General features: G+C 70.5%; 17 protein-coding genes. 14 read left to right on the top strand and 3 right to left on the bottom strand.

The features are described from left to right. The first annotated feature begins 20 nt into the window (after positions 1-20). From AB0K21_RS33690 to AB0K21_RS33720, 7 genes are all read left to right on the top strand, one after another. Positions 21-884, top strand: a complete 864-nt coding sequence (locus AB0K21_RS33690) for an NAD(+)/NADH kinase (RefSeq protein WP_343961991.1) — start codon at positions 21-23, stop codon at positions 882-884. Between the two features lie 467 nt (positions 885-1,351). After that, complete coding sequence (locus tag AB0K21_RS33695) at positions 1,352-1,744, top strand: GntR family transcriptional regulator (protein WP_343961989.1); 393 nt, start codon at positions 1,352-1,354, stop codon at positions 1,742-1,744. Beyond that, positions 1,741-2,628 (top strand): ABC transporter ATP-binding protein, encoded by an 888-nt coding sequence (locus tag AB0K21_RS33700; RefSeq protein WP_343961987.1) that lies wholly within the window; start codon positions 1,741-1,743, stop codon positions 2,626-2,628. Before AB0K21_RS33695 ends, AB0K21_RS33700 begins: the two co-directional genes overlap by 4 nt. Continuing rightward, on the top strand, positions 2,625-3,668 hold the full coding sequence (locus AB0K21_RS33705; RefSeq protein ID WP_343961984.1) for an ABC transporter permease: 1,044 nt from the start codon (positions 2,625-2,627) through the stop codon (positions 3,666-3,668). Before AB0K21_RS33700 ends, AB0K21_RS33705 begins: the two co-directional genes overlap by 4 nt. Then, positions 3,665-5,083, top strand: a complete 1,419-nt coding sequence (locus AB0K21_RS33710; RefSeq protein WP_364155714.1) for a S41 family peptidase — start codon at positions 3,665-3,667, stop codon at positions 5,081-5,083. The genes AB0K21_RS33705 and AB0K21_RS33710 overlap by 4 nt, the downstream gene beginning before the upstream one ends. 12 nt (positions 5,084-5,095) lie before the next feature. Further along, positions 5,096-6,250, top strand: a complete 1,155-nt coding sequence (locus tag AB0K21_RS33715; protein ID WP_364155716.1) for an alpha/beta hydrolase — start codon at positions 5,096-5,098, stop codon at positions 6,248-6,250. Positions 6,251-6,712: 462 nt separating this feature from the next. Further along, the gene (locus tag AB0K21_RS33720; protein ID WP_364155718.1) at positions 6,713-8,146 is read left to right on the top strand and encodes an RICIN domain-containing protein; all 1,434 of its coding nucleotides are present in this window, start codon (positions 6,713-6,715) and stop codon (positions 8,144-8,146) included. A 194-nt stretch (positions 8,147-8,340) separates the two neighbouring features. On the opposite strand, the gene AB0K21_RS33725 is transcribed toward AB0K21_RS33720, so the two are convergent. After that, on the bottom strand, positions 8,341-9,444 hold the full coding sequence (locus AB0K21_RS33725) for a LacI family DNA-binding transcriptional regulator (RefSeq protein WP_343961976.1): 1,104 nt from the start codon (positions 9,442-9,444) through the stop codon (positions 8,341-8,343). Positions 9,445-9,614: 170 nt separating this feature from the next. Between AB0K21_RS33725 and AB0K21_RS33730 the strand changes: the two genes are divergently transcribed. The 4 genes from AB0K21_RS33730 to AB0K21_RS33745 are packed head-to-tail and all read left to right on the top strand — an operon-like array spanning position 9,615 to position 14,992. Continuing rightward, a complete protein-coding gene (locus AB0K21_RS33730) occupies positions 9,615-10,703 on the top strand; it encodes a substrate-binding domain-containing protein (protein ID WP_364155720.1) in 1,089 nt (362 codons plus the stop codon). Between the two features lie 14 nt (positions 10,704-10,717). Continuing rightward, positions 10,718-12,232 (top strand): sugar ABC transporter ATP-binding protein, encoded by a 1,515-nt coding sequence (locus tag AB0K21_RS33735; RefSeq protein WP_364155722.1) that lies wholly within the window; start codon positions 10,718-10,720, stop codon positions 12,230-12,232. After that, entirely contained in the window at positions 12,225-13,250 is a 1,026-nt protein-coding gene (locus AB0K21_RS33740; protein WP_343961969.1) for an ABC transporter permease, read from the top strand. The genes AB0K21_RS33735 and AB0K21_RS33740 overlap by 8 nt, the downstream gene beginning before the upstream one ends. Further along, a complete protein-coding gene (locus AB0K21_RS33745) occupies positions 13,250-14,992 on the top strand; it encodes a CocE/NonD family hydrolase (RefSeq protein WP_364155724.1) in 1,743 nt (580 codons plus the stop codon). The genes AB0K21_RS33740 and AB0K21_RS33745 overlap by 1 nt, the downstream gene beginning before the upstream one ends. 43 nt (positions 14,993-15,035) lie before the next feature. On the opposite strand, the gene AB0K21_RS33750 is transcribed toward AB0K21_RS33745, so the two are convergent. Then, complete coding sequence (locus AB0K21_RS33750; RefSeq protein ID WP_364155726.1) at positions 15,036-16,574, bottom strand: arabinogalactan endo-1,4-beta-galactosidase; 1,539 nt, start codon at positions 16,572-16,574, stop codon at positions 15,036-15,038. Positions 16,575-16,667: 93 nt separating this feature from the next. Continuing rightward, entirely contained in the window at positions 16,668-18,680 is a 2,013-nt protein-coding gene (locus tag AB0K21_RS33755) for a beta-galactosidase (protein WP_343961962.1), read from the bottom strand. 259 nt (positions 18,681-18,939) lie between these two features. On the opposite strand from AB0K21_RS33755, the gene AB0K21_RS33760 reads away from it, so the two are divergent. The 3 genes from AB0K21_RS33760 to AB0K21_RS33770 are packed head-to-tail and all read left to right on the top strand — an operon-like array spanning position 18,940 to position 22,021. Then, positions 18,940-20,253: an extracellular solute-binding protein gene (locus AB0K21_RS33760; protein WP_364155728.1), complete on the top strand. Its 1,314-nt coding sequence runs from the start codon at positions 18,940-18,942 to the stop codon at positions 20,251-20,253. Between the two features lie 5 nt (positions 20,254-20,258). After that, entirely contained in the window at positions 20,259-21,161 is a 903-nt protein-coding gene (locus tag AB0K21_RS33765) for a sugar ABC transporter permease (protein ID WP_343961957.1), read from the top strand. Then, a complete protein-coding gene (locus tag AB0K21_RS33770; RefSeq protein ID WP_343961955.1) occupies positions 21,161-22,021 on the top strand; it encodes a carbohydrate ABC transporter permease in 861 nt (286 codons plus the stop codon). Before AB0K21_RS33765 ends, AB0K21_RS33770 begins: the two co-directional genes overlap by 1 nt.

The raw sequence follows: 22,021 nt of genomic DNA on the forward strand, positions 1-22,021 counted from the left end.
ATCGCCGTACAGTGTGAGCCATGGGGATGGTCAAGACCGTGGGACTGGTGCTGCACCCGCAGCGCGATTCGAAGGTGGCCATCGACACAATCGTGGAGTGGGCCCGCGCCCGCAGCGTCACGGTGCTCGGGTTGCCCGACGAGGTCGGGCGCATCGACTGCAGCGCGGTGGCCGTCGACGGCGCCACCCTGGTCGACCGCGCCGACCTGCTCGTCAGCCTCGGCGGCGACGGCACGATGCTGCGCACCATGCGGCTCATCTCGGGGCGGCGGACTCCGATCCTCGGCGTCAACCTCGGCAAGCTGGGGTTCCTCGCCGAGATCGACGTCGACGAGCTGCCCTTCGCGCTGTCGGCCATCGACGACCACGCCTACACGGTCGAACCCCGGATGGCGGTGCGGGCCACCCTGCCCGACGGCACCTCGGTGACCGCGTTCAACGACATCGCCCTGGTGCGGATACCGGGCCACGGGCTGTCCGCGATGTCGATCGCCGTGGAGGGGCACCCCTTCGTGCGTTACGCGGCCGACGCGGTGATCGTCGCGACCCCCACCGGGTCGACCGCCTACAGCTTCTCCGCGGGCGGCCCCATCGTCTCGCCGACGGTCGAGGGCTTCCTCGTGGTCCCGGCCGCGGCGCACTCGTCGTTCAACCGGGCCCTCGTGCTGTCGGCGGACGAGCGGGTCGTGCTCGGCCTGCTGCCGGCGAGCGGCCGGCTGGCCCTGGAGGTGGACGGCGCGGTGGGCGGGCACCTGTCGCCGGGGGACGAGCTCACCGTCACCGCGGTGCGCGCCGCCGCGTGGGTGGTCCGGCTCGGCACCACGAGCTTCTACGAGCGCGCCCGCCGCAAGCTCCGCGTCAACGGCAGCGCCGAGGTCGACTAGGCCCTCGCTCCCGCGATGACCGGTGACGACGCCGCGGCCAGAGAGGCATCCCGCCGCGCAGGCGAGCCAGGCCCACGTCGTCAGGGAGATGCGATGGATCCGCTTGGGTGCCTCGCCGATCCCGGCCGAGCGAGGACAGGCCTCGACCGCGTCGGCGGTGCCCGCGCTCGTCATTTCCAGCCTTCTGCTCCGCCGCGGTAAACGCGTACACCTCGACCTCGGCCACCGAGGAAGGCGGTCCAGGTCAGCATGGCCGCGATCATGAGCTTGCCACGGTAAGTGCGGGTATTCACCGCGGCGGTCGTTCGGCGAGGCAGGGGAAGGATCTGCCCCCGGCGTAGGGCTGCGGCCGGACCGAGGAGCGATGGGCCGCTTCGGCTGCCGGGCGATACCGGGACAGCGATCCTTATGATCCTTTAATATGCAGAAGTCTAAAGTCCTAGGAAGCTAGATAAATGGAGCAGCCAATGATCGAGTTCCATCTGGACGGCAGGTCGGGTGTTTCGCCGTACCTGCAGCTGGTCCAGCAAGTACGGCATGCGCTACGGCTGGGCCTGCTGCGCGAAGGCGACCAGCTGCCGACCGTCAAGGAGGCCGTGGCGCAACTGGCGATCAACGCCAACACCGTGCTCAAGGCCTACCGGGAACTCGAGCACGAGGGCCTGGTCGCCGCCCGGCCAGGGGTGGGGACGTTCGTGACGGCGACGCTCACCGACACCTCGCTGGCCGCGCACGGCCCGCTGCGCCTGGAACTACAGCGCTGGCTGGCCAAGGCCCGCCGGGCCGGCCTCGACGAGGAAAGCATCGAGGCCCTCTTCATGACCACCTTTCGGACCACCGCTCAGGAGGACATAGCGTGAACACTGTCCTACAGGCCCAGGGACTGGGCAGGAAATACGGCAGGCGCTGGGCGCTGCGCGAGTGCACCATCGACATCCCGGCGGGCCACGTCGTGGGGTTGATGGGGCCCAACGGAGCCGGCAAGACGACGCTGCTGAAGCTGGCCAGCGGCCAGTTGGAGCCGACGGCGGGCGACATCACCGTGCTGGGCGGCCGTCCCGCCGGCAGCCCAGCGCAGTTGGCCAGGGTCGGGTTCGTCGCCCAGGACACCCCCGTCTACGCCGGGTTGAGCGTCGCCGATCACCTGCGGCTGGGAGCGCGGCTCAACCCCCGCTGGGACGCCGCCATGGCACGGGACCGGATCGCGCAACTCGGTCTCGATCCCGGCCAGCGGGCAGGCAAGCTGTCGGGCGGCCAGCGTGCTCAGCTCGCCCTCACCCTGGGCCTGGCCAAGCGGCCCGAGCTGCTGATCCTGGACGAGCCGGTCGCCTCGCTCGACCCGCTGGCCCGCCGCGAGTTTCTACAGCACCTGATGGAGGCCACGGTCGAGCACGAGTTCAGCGTGGTGCTCTCCTCCCACCTGGTCTCCGACCTGGAACGGGTGTGCGACTTCCTGATCGTGCTCGTCGACTCCCGCGTCCAGGTGGCCGGGGAGGTCGACCGGCTGCTGGCCACCCATCACCGGCTCACCGGCCCGCGCCGCGATCCCGACCGGCTCCCCGCCGACCAGCACGTGGTCTGCGCGCGCCACACCGAACGGCAGAGCACGTACGTGATCCGCACCGACGCCCCGATCCACGACCCCGCCTGGACGGTCAGCCGGCTCAGTCTGGAGGACCTCGTCCTGGCCTACATGGACAAGCACACCGCCGACCGGCGAGTCGCCCTGGAGGTGCGGCGATGATCTGGCTGACCTGGCGCCAGTTCCGCGGCTCGGCCGCGACGATGGCTGCCCTGCTCGTTATCCTCGCCGTCGTCCTGGCCCTGACCGGCCCCGGCTTGGCCTTCGACTACTCCGCCGGGATCGCGGCCTGCACCCAGGACAACACCTGCGACCGCTTCTACGATCGCTTCTTCGGCGGGCACGAGACCTCGTTCACGGCCCTGACTCTCGTCGTGCTGCTCCTGCCCGTCCTCGCCGGGCTCTTCTGGGGAGCACCGTTGATCACCCGCGAGCTGGAGGCGGGCACGCACCTGATGGTGTGGAACCAGAGCATCACCCGCGGCCGCTGGCTGGCGGTCAAGCTCGGGCTCATGGGTTTGACCGCCGTGGCCGTCGCCGGCCTGTGCGGCCTCATGGTGACCTGGTGGTCCGACCCTCTGGACAAATCAGCCGCTGAGAACCTGGCCCTGATGGCTCCCCTGGTGTTCGGCGCGCGCGGCATCGCCCCGATGGGGTATGCGGCCTTCACCTTCGTCCTCGGCGTGACCGTGGGCATGCTGGTGCGCCGCACGCTGCCCGCCATGGCCCTCACCCTGGCCGTCTTCGCCGCGATCCAGCTCGCCATGCCGCTGCTGGTCCGGCCCCACCTGATGCCTCCGATCACCTCGACCTTCGAGCTCGGCGAAACGAACGTGAACGGCATCGGCATAAACCGGGAACGAGGCGGATATGTGGAGATTCAACTGAGGTCGGCCGTTCCCGGCCACGCGGGCGCCTGGGTCCTGTCCGCCAGCCTGGTCGATCCGTCCGGACGTACGCTCGGCACCGGCGGCGAAGGCGCCGTCCCGATCTCCACCACGTCGGGCCCCTGCGCACCGTCGGCGGGCGGCGGGGGCGGCTGCATGGTCGAGATCAACCGGCTCGGCTACCGGCAGCAGGCGACCTACCAGCCCCTTGAGCGCTTCTGGCCCTTCCAGTGGACCGAGACCGGAATCTACGCCCTGCTCACCCTCGGCCTCGCCTGGTTCTGCTTCTGGTGGATCCGCAGGCGCCTGTCATGACCGTCATCAGGACCGCGGCCGCCGGGCTCGCCCTCCTCCTGGCAGCAGCCTGCACGGCGCCGGCGCCGCCGCGCAGCGAGGCGAGCACGGCGGCCGGTACGGTCTGCGCAGCACCCCGGGGAGTTCCAGGGGCGGAGACGGCCACCACGATCGACGTCATCGAGCAGGCGTACTTCTGCATCCTCGGCAACTACTACAGCGGCGCCACGCTGGACGCCCGCTCGTTGCTGACCGCCGGATTCGTCGCCCTGACGCAGGAGCTCAACCGCAACGGGCGCGACCTGCCCGAGGCGGGCATGCCCGCGCTGACGGGTGACCGGAAAGCCGACTGGACCGCTTTCGAAGCCGTCTACCGCAAGATCACCGATCGGGTTCCCGACCTCCGTGACAAGCTGGCCGTCGGCACCCTCAAGGCCATCGTGGCCGGCCTCGGCGACAACCACGCCCGCTGGGCGCACGACGTCAAGCGGCCGCCCGACCACTACGACGGCGACGGCTACGGCCTGGGTCTCCTGGCGAACGTCAATGGCCCACAGGTGGACGGCAACCCCGGCGTCGCCCTCCCCCCGCTGTTCGTCACCACCGTGCAGGGCGGCGCGGCGCAAGCGGCCGGGCTGCGCCCGGGCGACATCATCGAATCGGTCAACGGATCGGCGCCCTTCATCGACGGGAAGGCCACTCCCGCGATCGCCGCTCTCTATCCGGGGTACCCGGAGGCGCGCCCGGTCCGGTTACGGCTCCTGCGGCAGAGCACCGGCCGCCGCTGGAGCGTGACGCTCAAGCCCGGCCTCTACCAGCAGGACCTGGCCGCCCTGCAGGTGGTGACCTCGAAGCTGCTGGACGACGACATCGCCTATGTACGGCTGCGCGGCTTCGCTCCCGACTCCGCGGACAGGGTCTTCAAGGCGATCTCCAGACTGCGCACCGGCCGGCACCTGTCCGGCGTCGTGCTGGACCTGCGCGGCAACGGCGGCGGCAGCCCCACGGAGGCGACCCGGCTGGTGAGCGCGTTCACCCATGAAAAGGCCACCGCCTACCTGTGCACCGTGGACGCCAGGTGCGAGACCTTGTGGACCGACAACACCGTCGAACTGCTCGATCTGCCGCTGATGGTGCTCACCGACCGCAGTTGCGCCTCGGCGTGCGAGCACTTCAGCTCCGCGGTCAAGGACCTGCGCCTCGGCCGGCTGGTCGGCACCAGAACCGCCGGCGTCATCTCCGGCCCGGCGCAGCCGTACCTGCTCGGCAACAACACCAGCCTGAGCTTCCCCGCCAAGCACCACCTCGGGCCCAAGCGCGAGGTGATCGACCGGATCGGCGTGCCGCCCGACCACCACGTGCCCCTGACCCCGAAGGACGCGGCCGCCGGGCGCGACCCCGTGCTGGCCAAGGCCCTGACCTTGCTGGACAAGTGAATGGACCTCTCGATGAGACAGATCCTGGCAGTCGTCGCGGGACTGGTCGTCCTGGCCGCGTCCGCCTGCTCCGCGCCCACGCCGCCCCGCTCCGCCGCCCCGTCGCCCACGCCTACCGGCCCCGCCACCCTGCCCGCCCCCACCGGCACCCACCCGGTCGGCACCACAGCCCTGTATCTGAAGGACGCCTCCCGCCCCGATCCGTGGAACCTCGACGTCGACGCGCGCGAGCTCAAGGTCACCCTGTGGTATCCGACCAAGCAGCGGGACGGGCAGCGGGCGCCGTACATGACGCCGAAGGAATCGGAGCTCGCCCTGAGGCACCTGGGGATCGGGGGCGTGCCGAACGACACGCTCAGCGGGACGCGCACGAACGCCGTCAAAGGCGCCGAACCCGCGGGGCGGAAGCTTCCGCTGGTGGTGCTCTCCCCCGGCTTCACCAATCCGATGAGCACGCTCACCTCCCTGGCCGAGGAACTGGCCAGCCGAGGGTACGTCGTGGCCGGTATCGACCACACCTACGAGAGCTACGCCACCACCCTGCCCGGCGGGCGGGTCGCCGAATGCCTCGCCTGTGACAGCGACACGGACGCGGGCTTCGGCACGGGGGTGGTCGCGGGCCGGGCGGCCGACGTCTCGTTCGTGCTCGACGAGCTGCCGTCGAAGTGGGAGGGTTCCGATGTGATCGACCGGTCCAGGATCGCGATGGTGGGCCAGTCGATCGGCGGGGCCGGCGCCATGGCGGCCATGGTGAAGGATCCCCGGGTGCGCGCCGGAGTCGAAATGGACGGCACCACCTACGCCCGGATCCCCAAGAGCGGGTTCACCCGGCCGTTCATGTTCCTGGGCTCGGCGCAGCACCTCCCCGGCGGCCGCGACACCTCATGGGACCGCGACTGGAAGCTGCTGACCGGGTGGAAGCGCTGGCTCGTGCTGACGGGCTCGGAACACCGGTCCTTCACCGACGCCCCGCTGATGGCCGGCGCTCTCGGCATCACGCCCACCGCCGACGTCCTGCCCGCGGCGCGCGCCGCCGAGCTCACCCGCACGTACGTGGCTGCTTTCCTCGATCAGCACCTGAGGTCGCGGCGACAGCCCCTCCTGGACAAGCCGTCATCGCGCTACCCGGAGGTCAGGTTCTGCCCCGCGACATGCGGACGGTCCTGAGGCCCTGTGCACCCTGAAGCCCACCGGCCGACACCCCGGAGCGGTTCGACGCGCCCACGGGCCAGGCCGTCTTCCGCGGGCGAGGGTCCCGGTCGGCCCGGCTCGGTGTCCGCGAGAACGGCGTGCCGGGCTTCAAGAGCCCCGACACAAGCGGCCACACGACCGGCGGGAACCGCGCCGGCGCCGGATTCCGTTCCAGGTCTCTCCGACTTCCGATCCGGACGCCGTCACCTTCTCCGCCCGGCACGCCGCCGCCGGTCACGGAACGTGATGACGAACGGCATGGCAACAGCGGCGGTCATGAAAGTTCCACAGGCGGGTTGACAGCGGGAAAGCGCTTACCTAACTTGTGGATTGTTCGCTCACATGTCCGTGGATCGCATGTGTGAACGGCGAGTGCTCGCTGGGGGGACTCCGAAACGCAGGCCGCACCGGCCTGCCGGACCAGCAAGGAGCTCAACCGTGCTGTACAGATTCAACGGAAAAACGGCCGGTGCGGTCATCGCCGCCGCGGCCCTCGCCCTGTCGGGAACGGTGGCGGGCGTCTCCGCCGCGGCCGCCGCTCCCGCCGCGGGAAACTACACTCTGGTGAACAACGGCAGTGGCCTCTGCCTGACCGTTCCAGGCGGCGGCTCGTCCGACGGCGTCCAGCTCACCCAGAGCGGCTGCGGCGGCGCCGGGCAGACCTGGGCCGTGTCCGGGGGCAGCACCCAGCTCAAGGCCACGCACAGCGGCAAGTGCGCGGGCGTCAAGGACGCCAGCACCTCCGCGGGCAAGGCCGTCCAGCAGGAGAGCTGCTCGGGCGCGTCCTCCCAGACCTGGAACCTGACCGAGTCGGGGTCGAACTACCGGGTGGTCAACGCCAACGGCGGCAAGTGCCTCAACACCGCCGACAACTCCACCTCCTCCGGCGCCCTCGTGCAGCAGAACTCCTGCGACTCGGTGGCGACCAAGCAGTGGCGGCTCGTCCCCGCGGGCGGCTCGAACCCGACGCCGACCGTCACCCCCACCACGACGCCTCCCCCGAGCGGCCAGACCGGCCTGGTCGGCTGGGCGACCCAGGGCGGCGGCACCACCGGCGGCGGCAACACCCCGGCGACCACGGTCAGCAGCGCCTCCGCGCTGACCGGCGCGCTCTCGGCGAGCGGCGCGGCGGTCATCCGGGTGTCCGGCACGATCTCCTGCTCCGGGATGCTCAAGGTCACCTCCAACAAGACGGTCCTCGGCAACTCCGGCGCCGTCATCTCCGGCTGCGGTCTCAACATCTCCGAGGCGTCCAACGTCATCGTCCGCAACCTGACCTTCCGCAACTGGAACGACGACGGCATCCAGGTCCAGTACTCCACCCGGGTCTGGATCGACCACAACTCCTTCAGCAACGGCTACGACGGAGCCGTGGACGTCAAGCGCGCCAGCGACTACGTCACGATCTCCTGGAACCGGGTCTCCAGCCACGACAAGACCATGCTGCTCGGCCACGACGACGGCAACGCCAGTGAGGACACCGGCAGGCTGCGCGTCACCTACCACCACAACTGGTTCGACGGCACCAACCAGCGCCACCCGCGGGTCCGCTTCGGCAACCCGGTGCACGTCTACAACAACTACTACGGCAACGTCGGCAGCGGCGGCGGCTACGGCGTGGCGTCCACGAAGAACGCCGGCGTCCTGGTCGAGGGCAACTACTTCGAGAACACCCCCGACCCCTACCACCGCGGCGAGGGCTCCTCTCCCGCCGCCAACCTGGTCGCCCGCAACAACCACTTCGTCAACTCCGGTGCCGGGGACGCGGGCGGCAGCGTCGCCTCCATCCCCTACTCCTACTCGCTCGACACCGCCTCCAGCGTCAAGTCGATCGTGACCGGCGGCGCCGGCGCCGGCCGGATCGCGGTCTGATCCAGCCCGTGCCAGGTCTGCCACCTGACCCGGACCTGGCACGGAGCCGAATCGGTACCGGGCCGGCCCGTCCGGCCCGCACCCCCCACCCAGCCGAGCCGATCGCACCGGTCCGGGACGGCGATCCCTGAGCGTGACCGGGCCCCGACGGGGCCCGGTCACAAGGCTTCACTGCCACCGCGGCCGAAGCGTCCTCAGGCGCGCACGCTCGACTCTCGGACCACGAACTCGGGCTCGAAGACCACGTGGCGGTGGCGGTGGCTGTCGCGTTCGTCGATCTCCTCCAGCAGAAGCTGTGCGGCGACCTTCCCCAGTTCCTCGCGGGGCTGGCGGACCGAGGACAGCGGGACGGCGGCCGCGGCGGCGTAGTCGATGTCGTCGTACCCGACGAGCGCGATGTCGTCGGGAACGCGCAGACCCCGCGCGGACAGTTCCTGCAGCAGGCCGAGGGCCAGCAGGTCGTTGGCGCAGAAGACCGCGGTCGGGCGCCGCGACGGGTCCGTCTCCAGCAACTGCTCCCCCGCGTGCCTGCCGGAGGCGAAGCTCAGCGACGGTGTCTCGATGAGCGTCAGGGACGCCCCCACCCCGGCCTCGGTCACGGCGGCGGCAGCTCCGCGGCGCCTGTCGGTCACCTGGCTTATCGTCATCGGCCCTCCGGCGAAGGCGATGCGACGGTGGCCCTGCTCGAGAAGGTGCTCGGCCGCCAGGCGCCCGCCGAGCACGTCGTCGACGGCCACCGAGCAGCGGTTCCTCTTGGTGGTCCGGCAGTCGAGCAACACGACGGGGGTGCCCCTGTCGATGATCTGTTCCAGGTGGGGGTTGCGGGCCTCGACCGGGGTGATGAGGATCCCCTGGACGCGCTGCTCCTCCAGATGGTCGAGGTAGCGGCGCTCCCTCGGGCCGTCCTGGTCGCTGTTGCACAGCGTGACGATCATGCCGCTGGCGTCGGCCGCGCCCTCGACGCCCTTGGCGACATCGGTGAAGAAGGGGTTGGTCACGTCGAGCACGACGAGGCCCATCGTGCGGGTGCGCCCGGAGCGCAGAGCCCGCGCCGACTCGTTGCGGACGAATCCGAGCTCCGACATCGCGCTGAGGACCCGCTCGCGAGTGGCCGGCGACACCGCCTCCGGCCGGTTGAGCACGTTGCTGACCGTGCCCACCGAGACGCTGGCCAGCTGCGCGACCTCCTTGATGCTCGCTATCGCCATGGCCCCTCGCAGCGTGAAACAGATGCGCGTCTCCGGATCGAACAGGCGTCGCCGCAGCCTGTCCGAGCGCAGCGTACTACAGCGCGGCACGGACCGATTGAAACGTAATAATCGCCCAGAGACAACATTGAGGATCGAAACACCTTCGTGACCTGGAAACTTGCCGGTAACTCTTGACGCATCTTCCGTTACAAACCTAGCCTCCACTGCCAGACGGTTGAAACGTTTCATAAAGATCCCGCCGTCTTGAGGAGGTAGTTGTGAAGGGTTCATGGCAGCGGGCGGGCCGCGCCACCGCCGCGGCGGTCCTGGTCCTCACCGGCGCGCTCGCGTGCGGGAGCGGGACGCCGACGACGGCTGAGGCCCCGGCGGCGGGCACGTCGGCGAGCACCGGCGGCGGGCAGGTGGCCGCCGAACCGCCCAAGGCCCCCGAGGGCGTGGTCGAGTTCGAGCAGGCGGAGCCCGGCAGCGGCGAGGGACTGACCATCGGCTTCACCCAGCTCTCGCTCGCCTCCGGCTTCCCGCAGGACGTCCAGAAGGGGGTGGAGGCGCAGGCCAAGCTCGCCGGAGCGGAACTGATCACCTGCGACTCCAAACTTGACGCGGCCAAGGCACTCGACTGCGCCAAGCTGTTCAAGACCCGCGGCGCGAAGGGCCTGATCACCTTCCAGGCCGACACCAACGCCTCCCCCCGCATCTGCGCGGCCGGCCCCCAGGTTCCGGTCCTGTCCGTGGACATCGAGCAGAAACCCTGCCAGACAGCCTTCATGGGCGCCGCCAACGCCTACGCCGGCCAACTCGCCGGCTACGAGGTGGGCAAGTACTTCAAGGAGAAGTTCAACTGCGAGTACGACGCCTTCATCTCCCTTGAGGCACTGCAGGTCGGCGCGGTCAACGAGCAGCGCATGGGTGGCGTCCGCGAGGGCTTCGCGAGCGTCTGCGGCGAGGTGCGCAACCTGCGCAAGCTCGACACCGGCGGTGCGGGAGGCGACATCGCCCAGAAGCTGATGACCGACACCCTCACCGCGCTCCCCGGGCAGAAGCGGATCATCGTCGTCGGGATCAACGAGGACGGCATCCTGGGGGCTCTGGCCGCCGCACGCGCCCAGAACCGCACGGACGACCTCTACCTCGGCGTGCAGAACCTGAACCCGGCCAACTGCGTGATCTACCAGCACCCCAACTGGATCGGCAGCGTCGCCTACTTCCCCGAGCGCTACGGCGAGATCCTCGTCCCCTACCTGATCAAGGCCATCAAGGGCGAGAAGGTGCCCGGGCAGTTGCTCGTGCCGCACGCCGTGGTGACCAAGGACAACGTCAAGCAGTACTACCCGCAGTACGCCTGCTGATTCGGAGAGCACACGTGACGGAACATCCCTTCCTCAGCGTGCGCGGCATCCGGAAGTCGTTCGGCGACGTCGAGGTCCTGCACGGGGTGGACCTCGACGTCGCCGCCGGCTCCGTTCTCGCCCTCCTGGGCGAGAACGGAGCCGGAAAGTCGACACTGGTCCGCGTGATCGCGGGCGATCTGCACCCCGACGCAGGGGAGATCGCCCTCGACGGCACGCCGCACGACGTCCGGGACGTCGCCACCGCGCGGCGGCTCGGCATCCGGCTGATCTACCAGGAGATCAGCGACGCCCCTCCGCTCAGCGTGGCGGAGAACATCGTCCTGGGCACCTGGCCGACCAGGCACGGCTTCGTCAGGAACGGCGAGACCCGCGCGACGGCCAGGAAGGTCCTCGACTCGCTGGGCGTGAACCTCCCGCTGGACAGCCCGGTCGGGAGCCTGCGCCTCGGCGAGCGGCAGACCGTGGAGATCGCTCGCGCGCTCGCCGGGCAGGGACGGTGCCTGATCTTCGACGAGCCGACGGCCGCGCTCTCGGACGCCGAGACCGAGCGCCTCTTCGAGGTGATCAACGGCCTGCGCGAGCGCGGAGTGGCCATTCTCTACATCACCCACCGTCTCGACGAGGTCTTCCGTCTCGCCGACGAGGTGTGCGTGCTGCGCGACGGCCACATCGTGCTGCACGAGCGGGTGTCGGCCGTCGGCAAGGACCAGGTCGTCGAGGCCATGGTCGGCCGCACGGTCGAGCAGCGCGGCCGGGGACGTGAAGTGCCCGCGGCCACCGGTGACCAACCCGCCATGGTCGCGCTGGAGCGGGCCTCCAGCGGCGACGCCTTCACCGACGTGGATCTGGCGGTCCGTCCCGGCGAGATCGTGACGCTCTACGGCAAGGTCGGCTCCGGTGCCTCCGAGGTCGCCGAGGCGATCTTCGGTATGCACCCCGTGGACAGGGGAACCCTGACCGTCGGGGGAAGGCGGACGCGGTTCCGCCACCCCGCCGACGCCATCGCCGCCGGAGTCGGCTGCCTGCCCGGCGACCGCCAGCGCGAGGCCATGTTCCGCTCCCGGTCCGTCGCGGAGAACCTCGCGGCGCCGAGCTGGGGCGGAATCGCCCGCGCGAGGGCGTTCGTGACGCGTGGCAGTGAGGCCGTGGCCTACCGGCGCTGGCACGACGCGCTGGGCATCCGGTCTCGCGACGATCCCGAGCAGCAGATCTGGACGCTGTCGGGAGGCAACCAGCAGAAGGTCGTCCTGGGCCGCTGGCTGGAGCGGGGCTCGCGCGTCCTCGTACTGGTCGAGCCGACCCGGGGTGTCGACGTCGGTGCCCGCCAGGAGATCTACCGGGCGATCCGCTCGCTGGCCGAGCGCGGGAGCGCGGTCGTCGTGGCGACCTCCGACTACGAGGACGTCATCGAGCTCGCCGACAGAGCGATCGTCATGGTCCGCGGCAGGACCGTGGCCGAACTCACCGGGGAGGCCGTCGTGGTCGAGGCCCTCACCCAGGCCGCAGGAGGAGTCATCAATGACTGAGAGAAGCGCACTGTCCGGAACGTCACAGGCGTCCCCCTCCCCCGGCGGGGGAAGGGAAGGAGCCGCGCGGGTGCCGGACGGCCGCAGAAAACGCCGGGTCCCGGAGACCATCGGGCTCCTGATCTTCCTCGCCGTAGAGGTCGTCTTCTTCTCCGTCCAGTCGCCGTACTTCTTCAACTGGGACAACTGGGGCAACATTCTGACCGCGGTGTCGATCACCGGGGTGCTCGCCGCCGCCGGAACGTTACTGCTCGTCGCCGGGCAGTTCGACCTCTCCGTCGGGTCCGGTGTGGCCTTCGTCGGCATCGTCCTGGTCGAGACCGCCCCGAGCCTCGGCCTTGGCCCGGCCCTGGTGCTCTCGGTCCTCGCGGGGGTCGGTATCGGCCTGCTCAACGGATTCCTCGTCACCGTGGTCGGGGTCAACGCGCTCATCACCACCCTCGGCATGCTCGGCATCTTCCGCGGCCTGACACTGGTCATCGGCAAGGGACAGAGCATCTTCATCGAGGGCTTCGACTGGGCCACCGCCCGCCCGTTCCTCGGCATCCCGATGCCCGCCATCGTGCTCGTGGTGGTCATCGCCCTGTTCTACGTGCTCATGCACTACACGGTGTTCGGCCGCAAGATGTACGCCATCGGGGCCAACCCCGTCGCCGCGCGGCTCGTCGGCATCCGCGTCAACCGGACGATCTTCGCGGGCTTCCTGCTCTCCGGAGGCTGCATGGCGCTCGCCGGGCTGCTGGTGACCTCCCAGCTCGGCTCCAGCTCGGCCAACACCGGCGTGGGACTGGAGCTGGCGGTCGTCACGGCCGTCATCCTCGGTGGCACGAGCCTGTCGGGAGGCACCGGAACGATCTTCGGTACGGTCGTCGGCCTGCTGATCGTCGGCGTGCTGAGCAACGGCCTGACCCTGCTCAACGTGGACTCCTCCTGGCAGCAGGTGGCCACCGGCGTCCTGCTCATCCTCGCGGTCGCGGTGGACAGGCTCCGCCAGACCTATCTCAGAAAGGCCGGCTGATGCGCGGGACCGTCCACGTCGAGCGTGACGTCCCGATGCCCATGCGGGACGGGACGATGCTGCTGGCGGACGTGTGGCGCCCCGCGGGCTCCGGGGCGTGGCCCACACTCCTGCAACGCCTGCCCTACGACAAGTCCTCCTCGTTCATGGCCCAGCACATCGTCGGGCTGGAGCCGGTGCAGGCGGTGGAGTCGGGGTTCGCGGTGGTCGTCCAGGACACGCGGGGCCGCTACAGCTCCGGAGGGTCGTTCAACCCCTTCTTCGACGAGACGGAGGACGGCCTCGACACGATCGCCTGGATCCGGGCGCAGGACTTCAGCGACGGCCGGGTCGGAATGTACGGGGCGTCCTACATCGGCGCCACCCAGATGCTGGCGGCGAGCGCGGCCCCCGAGGGGCTGGTGGCGATCGCGCCGCAACTGACGGCGTCGGAGTATCACGACGGCTGGTCCTACTCCGGCGGCGCCCTCCAGCTTGGGTTTCTGCTGCTCTGGGTCGCCGAGTCGCTGGCCGCGGTCGACCTGCTGCGGCGTCCCGCCGGGCCCGGTCTCGACCGGGCCCGGGAGACGCTGCTGGAGATCCTGCGCGACCCACACGCCGCCTACGCCCGCCTGCCTCTCGACCGCGACGACCTGGCCGAACTGGCACCGTACTACCGGGAGTGGCTCGGCCATCCGGCCCGCGACGTCTTCTGGCAGGTCATCGACCCCGGTGCGGCGCACGGCCGGATGAACGTGGCCGGGCTGCACATCGGCGGCTGGCACGACATCTTCCTTGAGGGCACGCTGCGCAACTACACGGGCCTGCGCACGCGGGCTCCCTCGCCCTGGGCCCGCGAGAGCCAGCACCTGATCGTCGGCCCCTGGGCGCACGGCAACCTGGGCGACTACCAGGGAGACCTCTGGTACGGGTACGGCGGGGCGTCGGCCGCCCTGGACCTCACCGCGGTGCACACCGAGTTCTTCCGCGCCGCGGCCGAGCGCCGGCCCGCCGACCTGCCCCGGGCCAGGATCTTCGTGATGGGGGCGAACGTCTGGCGTGACGAGGACGAGTGGCCGCTCTCCCGGGCGCGGGAGGTCTCCTTCTTCCTGCGCGGCGAGGGCGGCGCGAACTCGGCCGGCGGCGACGGGCGGCTCGGTACGGAGCCGCCGGGGCCCGGCGAGCCGGCGGACCACTACGTCTCCGACCCGGCGGACCCCGTCCCCACGGCGGGTGGGGCGACCTTCCTGCCCGGGGTACTGCTCGGCCGCAACTCCGGCCCCAAGGACCAGGCCGCCGTCGCGGTCCGCGACGACGTGCTGGTCTACACGGGCGAGCCGCTGTCCGAAGACCTGGAGGTCACCGGCGAGGTGGTCGTCGAACTGTACGCCGCGTCGAGCGCGGACGACTGCGACTGGGCCGTCCGGCTGGTCGACGTTCACCCGGACGGCACCGGGTACGGCGTGGTGGACGGCATCCTGCGGGCGCGCTACCGCCGGGGGCTGGACCGGGAGGTCCCGCTGACCCCGGGCGAGCCGGAACTCTTCCGCTTCGCGCTGGGCACCACCAGCCAGCTCTTCCGCCGCGGGCACCGGCTGCGGGTGCAGGTCGCGAGCTCGAACTTCCCCCGGTTCGACCGCAACCCCCAGCGGTGGATCCCCGTGCACACGGCCGGGCCCGATGACATGCGGCCCGCCCGCCAGACGGTGTTCCACGACGCCTCGCGCCCGAGCCGGATCATCGTCCCGACGATCCCGTCGTAGGGAGGGCGGCTCCCGCCGGCGATGCCCGCGGGAGCCGCGTTGATCACTGGTGGGTGAACTGGGTGAGCGCGGGCAGCGCCCGGTCGGAGAAGTCGAACAGCGCCTGGTTCTCCCACCCGTTGCCCGAGGACGGATCGGCCGGGTCCCAGCCGTTGCCGGGCACCGCGGTCCAGGTGGGCTCCCAGTAGACGACGCCCAGTCCCCGGCCGTTCGGCACGGCCTGCACCACGCTCATCACGTCGCGCAGCATCGCCGACTGGCCCGCGGCGGAGGCCGGGTAGCCGGGGTACGGCGTCGCCGCGGTGATGATGTTGGTGAGGCCGTCGTCGTTGCCCGTGGTGAAGGGGTAGGCGGTCTCCACGACCAGGACCGGCTTGCCGTACCTGGAGGCGATGTCGTTGAGGTTGGTCTGCAGCGCGCCGAGCGTGCCGTGCCAGTAGGAGTAGTAGGAGACGCCGATCACGTCGTAGTTCACGCCGTTGGCGGCGGCGCTGTCGAACCACCAGCGGAAGAGCGGGTTGTTGCCGCCCTCGGCCACGTGCAGCACGACCCTGGTCGAGGTGGAGACCGCCTTGACCGCGCTGTAGCCGGAGTTGAGGAGCTGGGCGAGGTTGCCGAAGTTGGAGCTGCGGCCCTCCTCCCAGAGCATGCCGTCGTTGATCTCGTTTCCGACCTGGACCAGGTCGGCGGTGGTGCCCTGTGCCTTCAGCGCGCTCAGCACGTCGTAGGTGTGGTTGTAGACGGCGGTCTTGAGCTGGGCGAGCGTGTACCCCGCCCACGCGGCGGGCTTGTACTGCTTGCCGGGGTCGGCCCAGGTGTCGGAGTAGTGGAAGTCGATCAGCAATCCCATGCCCTGGGCCTTGATCCGCCGCGCCAGGGCCAGCACGTGTGCCTTGTCGTTGTAGCCGTCGGCCGCGTTGACCCAGACCTTCAGCCGGACGTGGTTGAGCCCGGCCGAGCGCATGATGGCCAGTGCGTCACCCTGCGTGCCGGCGGCGGTGCGGTACTTCCCGCCGAGGGCCTCGGACTTGGGCAGGCTGGAGGTGTCGGCGCCCTTGATCGCCAGCGTCGCCGACCCCGCGGCGAAGACGACGTCGTCGAAGTTGGCCCAGCCGCCCGCCGCGGCGGCGGAGCCGAGGCTCACCGTGCACTGGCCGCCCGTCACGGTCTGGGTGACCGCGATCTGGATCCATTCGGACGAGCTGACCGGCAGGTGGGTCCTCCTCTCGGCGGGACCGCAGTTGCGCAGCGCGATCCAGCTCTGGCTCGCGGCTCCCGACCTGACCCAGGCCCGGAGCGTGTAGGTGCCGGCGCTCAGGCCGGTCAGTGTCTGGTGGGTCTCGACGGTGTACGCGCCGGTGGCCCAGTGGGACAGGCGGTAGGAGCCGCTTCGGCCACCGGACTCGGTGAAGTCGGCGGCGGCCGAACCGGTGGTGCTCCAGCCGGTCGGCGCGGCGGTCGGGCCTCCCGTCTCGAAGCCGCCGTTGGTGACCGTCGAGGCGGCCAGGGCGGCCGGGGAGGCCGCCAGGGGTGTGAGCGTCGCGGCGGCGCAGAGCAGCAGCGCCACCAGGATCTTCTTCATGTGTCCTCGCTCTGGGATGGAGTGGTGCGGACAGTTCCCCGAAGACCCCGGTGGCGCGCCGCGGTCAGGTGGCCGGCGCGGCACCGGGGGAGCTCACGCGTCCGGTGCCGGCTCGACGACGGTGACGCCGCCGGCCGGTACCGTCGCCGAACCCGCGTACTCGGCGCCGTCGAGAACTCCGGTCCCGCTCACTCCGGGAACGGTGACCGGCTCGTCGCCGTGGTTGAGAAGGAAGAGGTGGCGGCCCCGCCGCAGGATTTCGAGGGTGTCGGGCAGGCCGCGCGGGCGGGACACGCCCGCGGCGTCGAGGGCCGCGCGCAGGATCGCCCGCAGGTCCCCGTCCGTGTCCGGGCCCACGCCGGGGTCGAGGGCCGTGGCGACGTACCAGGCGGTGCCCGCTCCCAGCTCGTGGCGGGTCACCGCGGGGTGGCCCGCGTCCGGTCCGCCGGTGAAGGCGCGCACGGTACGCGCTCCGGCGAGGCGGACCCGCTCGGACCAGATCCGGCCGGTCAGCCCGTCGTCGCCGACGGCGACCGTGCCGTTCTCCGGCAGCGGGTGGAACTCCTCCACCGACAGGCCGAGCACGTCGCGCAGCACGCCGGGGTAGGCGCCGGGGTGGATCGTGTCGTTCTCGTCGACGATCCCGGAGAAGCAGGAGACGAGCAGGTGGCCGCCGGCCTCCACGTGGCGGTGCAGGTTCTTGCCCGCGGCCTCGGTGAGCAGGTAGGAGCTCGGTACGACGACCATCCGGTACGCCGAGAGGTCGGCCGCGGGGTGGACGAAGTCGACGGTGACGTGCTCGCGCCAGAGCGCCTCGTAGTACGCCTCCACCCGCTCGCGGAACCTCAGGTCCACCGAGGGCCGCCACTCCAGTTCGAGCGCCCAGTACGACTCCCAGTCCCACACCAGCGCGACCTCGGCCTCGACGCGGGAGCCGCGCACCGGCGCCAGCTCGCGCAGCTCGGCGCCGAGGGCGACCACGTCGCGCCAGAGCTCGGAGTCGGTCCCGGCGTGCGGCAGCATCGCCGAGTGGAACTTCTCCGCACCGTAGCGGGAGGCGCGCCACTGGAAGAAGAGCACCGAGTCCGATCCCCTGGCGACGTGGGCGAGGCTGTTGCGCCGCATCTCCCCCGGCCGCTTGGCGAGGTTGCGTGGCTGCCAGTTGACGGCGCCGGTGGAGTGCTCCATGAGCATCCACGGCCGGCCGCCCGCCACCGAGCGGGTGAGGTCCGCCGCCATGGCGAGCTCGATGTGGCCCTCGGCCCGCCCGGCGTCGAGGTAGTGGTCGTTGGAGACGACGTCCACCTCGCCGGCCCACCGCCAGTAGTCCATCGGCTCGCAGTTGGGGATCATGAAGTTGGTGGTGACCGGCAGGTCGCTGAAGCGGCGGATGGCGTCGCGCTCGCGGCGGAAGTTGGCGATGTGCGCGTCGACGGAGAAGCGCGCGTAGTCGAGCTGCAGGGCGGTCAGCTGGCCGGCCGGCGCGAGCCTCGGGGGTTCCACCTCGTGGAACGAGCCGTAGGTCAGCCCCCAGAACGTGGTCCCCCACGCCGCGTTGAGCGCCGCCACGTCCCCGTGCCGCTCGCGCAGCCAGTCGCGGAACGCCTCCGCTGAGGTCTCGCAGTAGCAGCGCGCGTTCGCCCAGCCGTACTCGTTGTGGACGTGCCACATGACGACCGCCGGGTGCCCGGCGTAGCGGGCGGCGAGCCGGCCGGCGATCCGTTCCGAGGCGGCGGCGTACTCCGGGGAGCTGGGGCAGAAGCTGTGCCGGGAGCCTCCGGCGACGACATGGCCCGCGCGGTCGACCAGGTGGCTGCCCGGGTGGGCGGTCCGAAACCAGGTGGGCGGGGAGGAGGTCGGTGTCGCGAGGTCGACCCTGATGCCCGAGGAGCCGAGCAGGTCGATGATCCGATCCAGCCGGCCGAAGTCGTAGACCCCTTCCTCCGGCTCCAGCAGGCTCCAGCCGAAGATGCCGAGGCTGACCAGGTTCACCCCGGCCTCGCGCATCAACCGGACGTCCTCGTGCCAGACCTCCTCCGGCCACTGCTCGGGGTTGTAGTCCCCTCCGTACGCGATGCCCTCCGGCAGGACGGGATATCCAGGCAACTGCTCCCCCTTGGCTCATCTCTGTGAACGTGCACAGTAATCGAAACCCGACACTCAGGGAAGAGTCGCCGCAGGAACATCGAGGAGGGCAGGCGATTAACAAGAGCGTAACGAGCATTGACAGGGCGATATCCCGGATTTCAGTCTGTGAACGTTCACAGACACTTCCGCACGGCGGGCCCCGAGCCCCGGCTCAGCACCCCGACTCAGCACCCCCGATACAGCACCCCCGACACGGCATCCCTGACACGGAGGAACCATGCAGAGAAACCGGCTCGCAGTGGCGGCGGCCGCGGCTCTCGCCGCCACCCTGGCCGCCGGCTGTTCCGGCGCCGCCCAGGAGCCGGCCGCCCCGGCCGCGCAGAGCTCGGCCCCCGCGGGGCCGGTCAAGCTCACCTACTGGACATGGGTTCCCAACATGGACAAGATCGCGGCGGCCTGGAACAGCGCCAACCCCGACATCCAGGTCACGGTCAGCAAGCAGGCCGGCGGCGACGACGCGGCCGCCAAGTTCCTGACCGCGGCCAAGGCGGGAAACCCCCCTGACCTGGTCCAGGCCGAGTACCAGATGCTGCCCTCCTTCGTCGCCGCCGACGCGGTGGCCGACCTCTCCGGCGACGTGGCGCAGGCGAAGGGCGAGTTCGGCGAGGGCGTCTGGGGGCTGGTCACGCTCGGCACCGACGCCGTCTACGCGCTCCCCCAGGACAGCGGCCCGATGATGCTCTACTACCGCCAGGACCTGTTCGACAAGTACGGCATCGAGGTCCCCAAGACGTGGGACGAGTACGCCGAGGCCGCCCGCACCGTACGCAAGAAGGACCCCAAGGTCTTCCTGGGCACCTTCTCCAGCAAGGACCCCGGCGCCTTCGTCGGCCTCGCCCAGCAGGCCGGCGCCCAGTGGTGGTCGATCAGCGGCGAGTCCTGGAAGGTCGCGGTCGACGACGACGCCACCAGGAAGGTCGCCGACTACTGGGGCGGCCTCGTCAAAGAGGGCGCCATCGACGACCAGCCGTACTTCACCCCCGAATGGAACAAGGCGCTCAACGACGGCAAGCTGCTGACCTGGCCCTCGGCCGTCTGGGCACCGGGCGTGCTGTCCAGCAACGCCCCCAAGGCCAAGGGCAGATGGGCGATCGCCCCGCTGCCGCAGTGGGGCACCGGCGAGAACGCCAGCGGCTTCTGGGGCGGCTCCTCCACCGCGGTCGCCGCCAAGTCCGCCAACCGGGCGGCCGCCGCGAAGTTCGCGACCTGGCTCAACACCGACCCCGAGGCGCTCGCCCTGCTCGTCAAGGAGGGCGCGGTCTACCCGGCCGCCGCCAAGGGCGGCACCATGCTCGGTGAGGCCCCCGACTACTTCTCCAACCAGCCCGACTTCTGGCAGCAGGCCGCCGCGATCTCCGCCACCGCGCGGGGCTTCACCTTCGGGCCGAACGTCGGCGTGACGTACAACGCCTTCAAGGACACCTTCGACAAGGCCGTACAGGACAGGTCCGCGTTCTCCGAGGCCGTCGGCAAGATGCAGGAGGCGACGGTCGCCGACATGCGGAAGTCCGGATTCCAGCTCGCCCAATGACCCCGATGACAAAGCGTCCCGGCGGCGGCGCCCGCACCGCGAGCGCCGTCCCCTACCTCTTCCTCGCACCGGCCATGGCGCTGTTCACGCTCTTCATGGCCGTCCCCATCGTCTACACGGCCTACCTCAGCCTGCGGCGCACCAAGGTCTCCGGACTCGGCCTGGGCAAGGGCTCGCGCCGCGAGGTCTTCGCCGGCCTCGACAACTACACCGCGACGCTCGCCGACGGCGAGCTGTGGGCCGGCTGGCTGCGCGTCCTCGGCTACGGCCTGCTGGTGCTCGTCGTCATGCTCGGGCTCGCCCTGCTCTTCGCGCTGCTGCTGGACTCGGCGCACGTGCGGCTCGCGCGCTTCTCCAGGATCGCCGTCTTCCTGCCGTACGCGGTGCCCGGCGTGGCCGCCACCCTGCTGTGGGGCTTCCTCTACCTGCCGAGCCTCAGCCCGATCCGCCAGGTGCTCGACGTCGACCTGCTCGGCTCGGGCACCGTGGTCCTCTCCATGGCGAACATCGCGGTCTGGGGCGGCGTCGGCTTCAACATGCTGGTGCTCTACACCGCCCTGCGCGCCGTACCCAGGACCTACTACGAGGCCGCCAGGATCGACGGGGCGAGCGAGATCCAGACAGCGCTGCGGATCAAGATCCCGATCCTGCTGCCCGCGATCATCCTGACCACCGTGTTCTCCGTCATCGCCACGATCCAGGTGTTCACCGAGCCGACCACGCTGCGGCCGCTGACCAACACGATCAGCTCGACCTGGAGCCCGCTCATGAAGGTCTACCGCGACGCCTTCGTCACCGGCGACCTCTACTCGGCCGCCGCCACCTCGATCGTCATCGCGGCGATCTCCCTCGTCCTGTCCTTCGGTTTCCTGCGCGTCGTCCGCGACCGCGCCTTCGGAGAGAGCTGATGGCCGGCACGAACCACACCGCCGCACGGCGGCTCCCGTACGGGATCGCACCGACCGCGATCCTGCTGCTGGGCGCGCTCTACTGCCTGCTGCCGGTCAGCTGGGTGCTGGTCGCCGCCACCAAGTCGAAGGCGGAGCTCTTCTCCACCTCGACCTTCGCTCCCGGCACCGGGCTGCTCACCAACCTCGCCGACCTGGCCGCCTACCGCGACGGCGTGTTCTGGCTGTGGATGCTCAACACGCTGTTGTACGCCGGCGGCGGCGCCCTGCTCTCCACCGCCGTCTCCGCGGTCTCCGGCTACACGCTGGCCAAGTACCGCTTCCGGGGCCGGAACCTGATCTTCAACCTGCTGATCGGCGGCATCCTGGTGCCCGCCGTGGTGCTGGCCATCCCGCAGTACCTGCTCTTCTCCCGGATCGGGCTCGCCGACACCTACTGGTCGGTCCTGCTCCCGCAGATCCTGCACCCGTACAGCATCTATCTGGCGCGCATCTACGCCACCGCCGCCGTCCCCGACGCCCTGCTGGAGGCCGGGCGCATCGACGGCGCCGGACACTGGCTGCTGCTGCGCCGGGTGGCGCTGCCCCTCATGATCCCGGGCATGGTGACCATCTTCCTGTTCCAGTTCGTCGCGATCTGGAACAACTTCCTGCTGCCGTTCATCATGCTGGGCGACGACCAGAGGTTCCCGCTGACCGTCGGGCTCTACACGCTGCTCGCGGCCGGGGCCAACCAGCCCTCCCTGTACAACCTGATCCTCACCGGCACCCTGCTGTCGATCATCCCGCTGATCGCGCTCTTCCTCACCATGCAGCGCCACTGGCGGACCGACCTGGCCGGCGGGGCCGTGAAAAGCTAG

It is taken from the genome of Streptosporangium sp. NPDC049248 (assembly GCF_040678965.1).
Taxonomy (GTDB): Bacteria; Actinomycetota; Actinomycetes; order Streptosporangiales; family Streptosporangiaceae; genus Streptosporangium; species Streptosporangium fukuiense.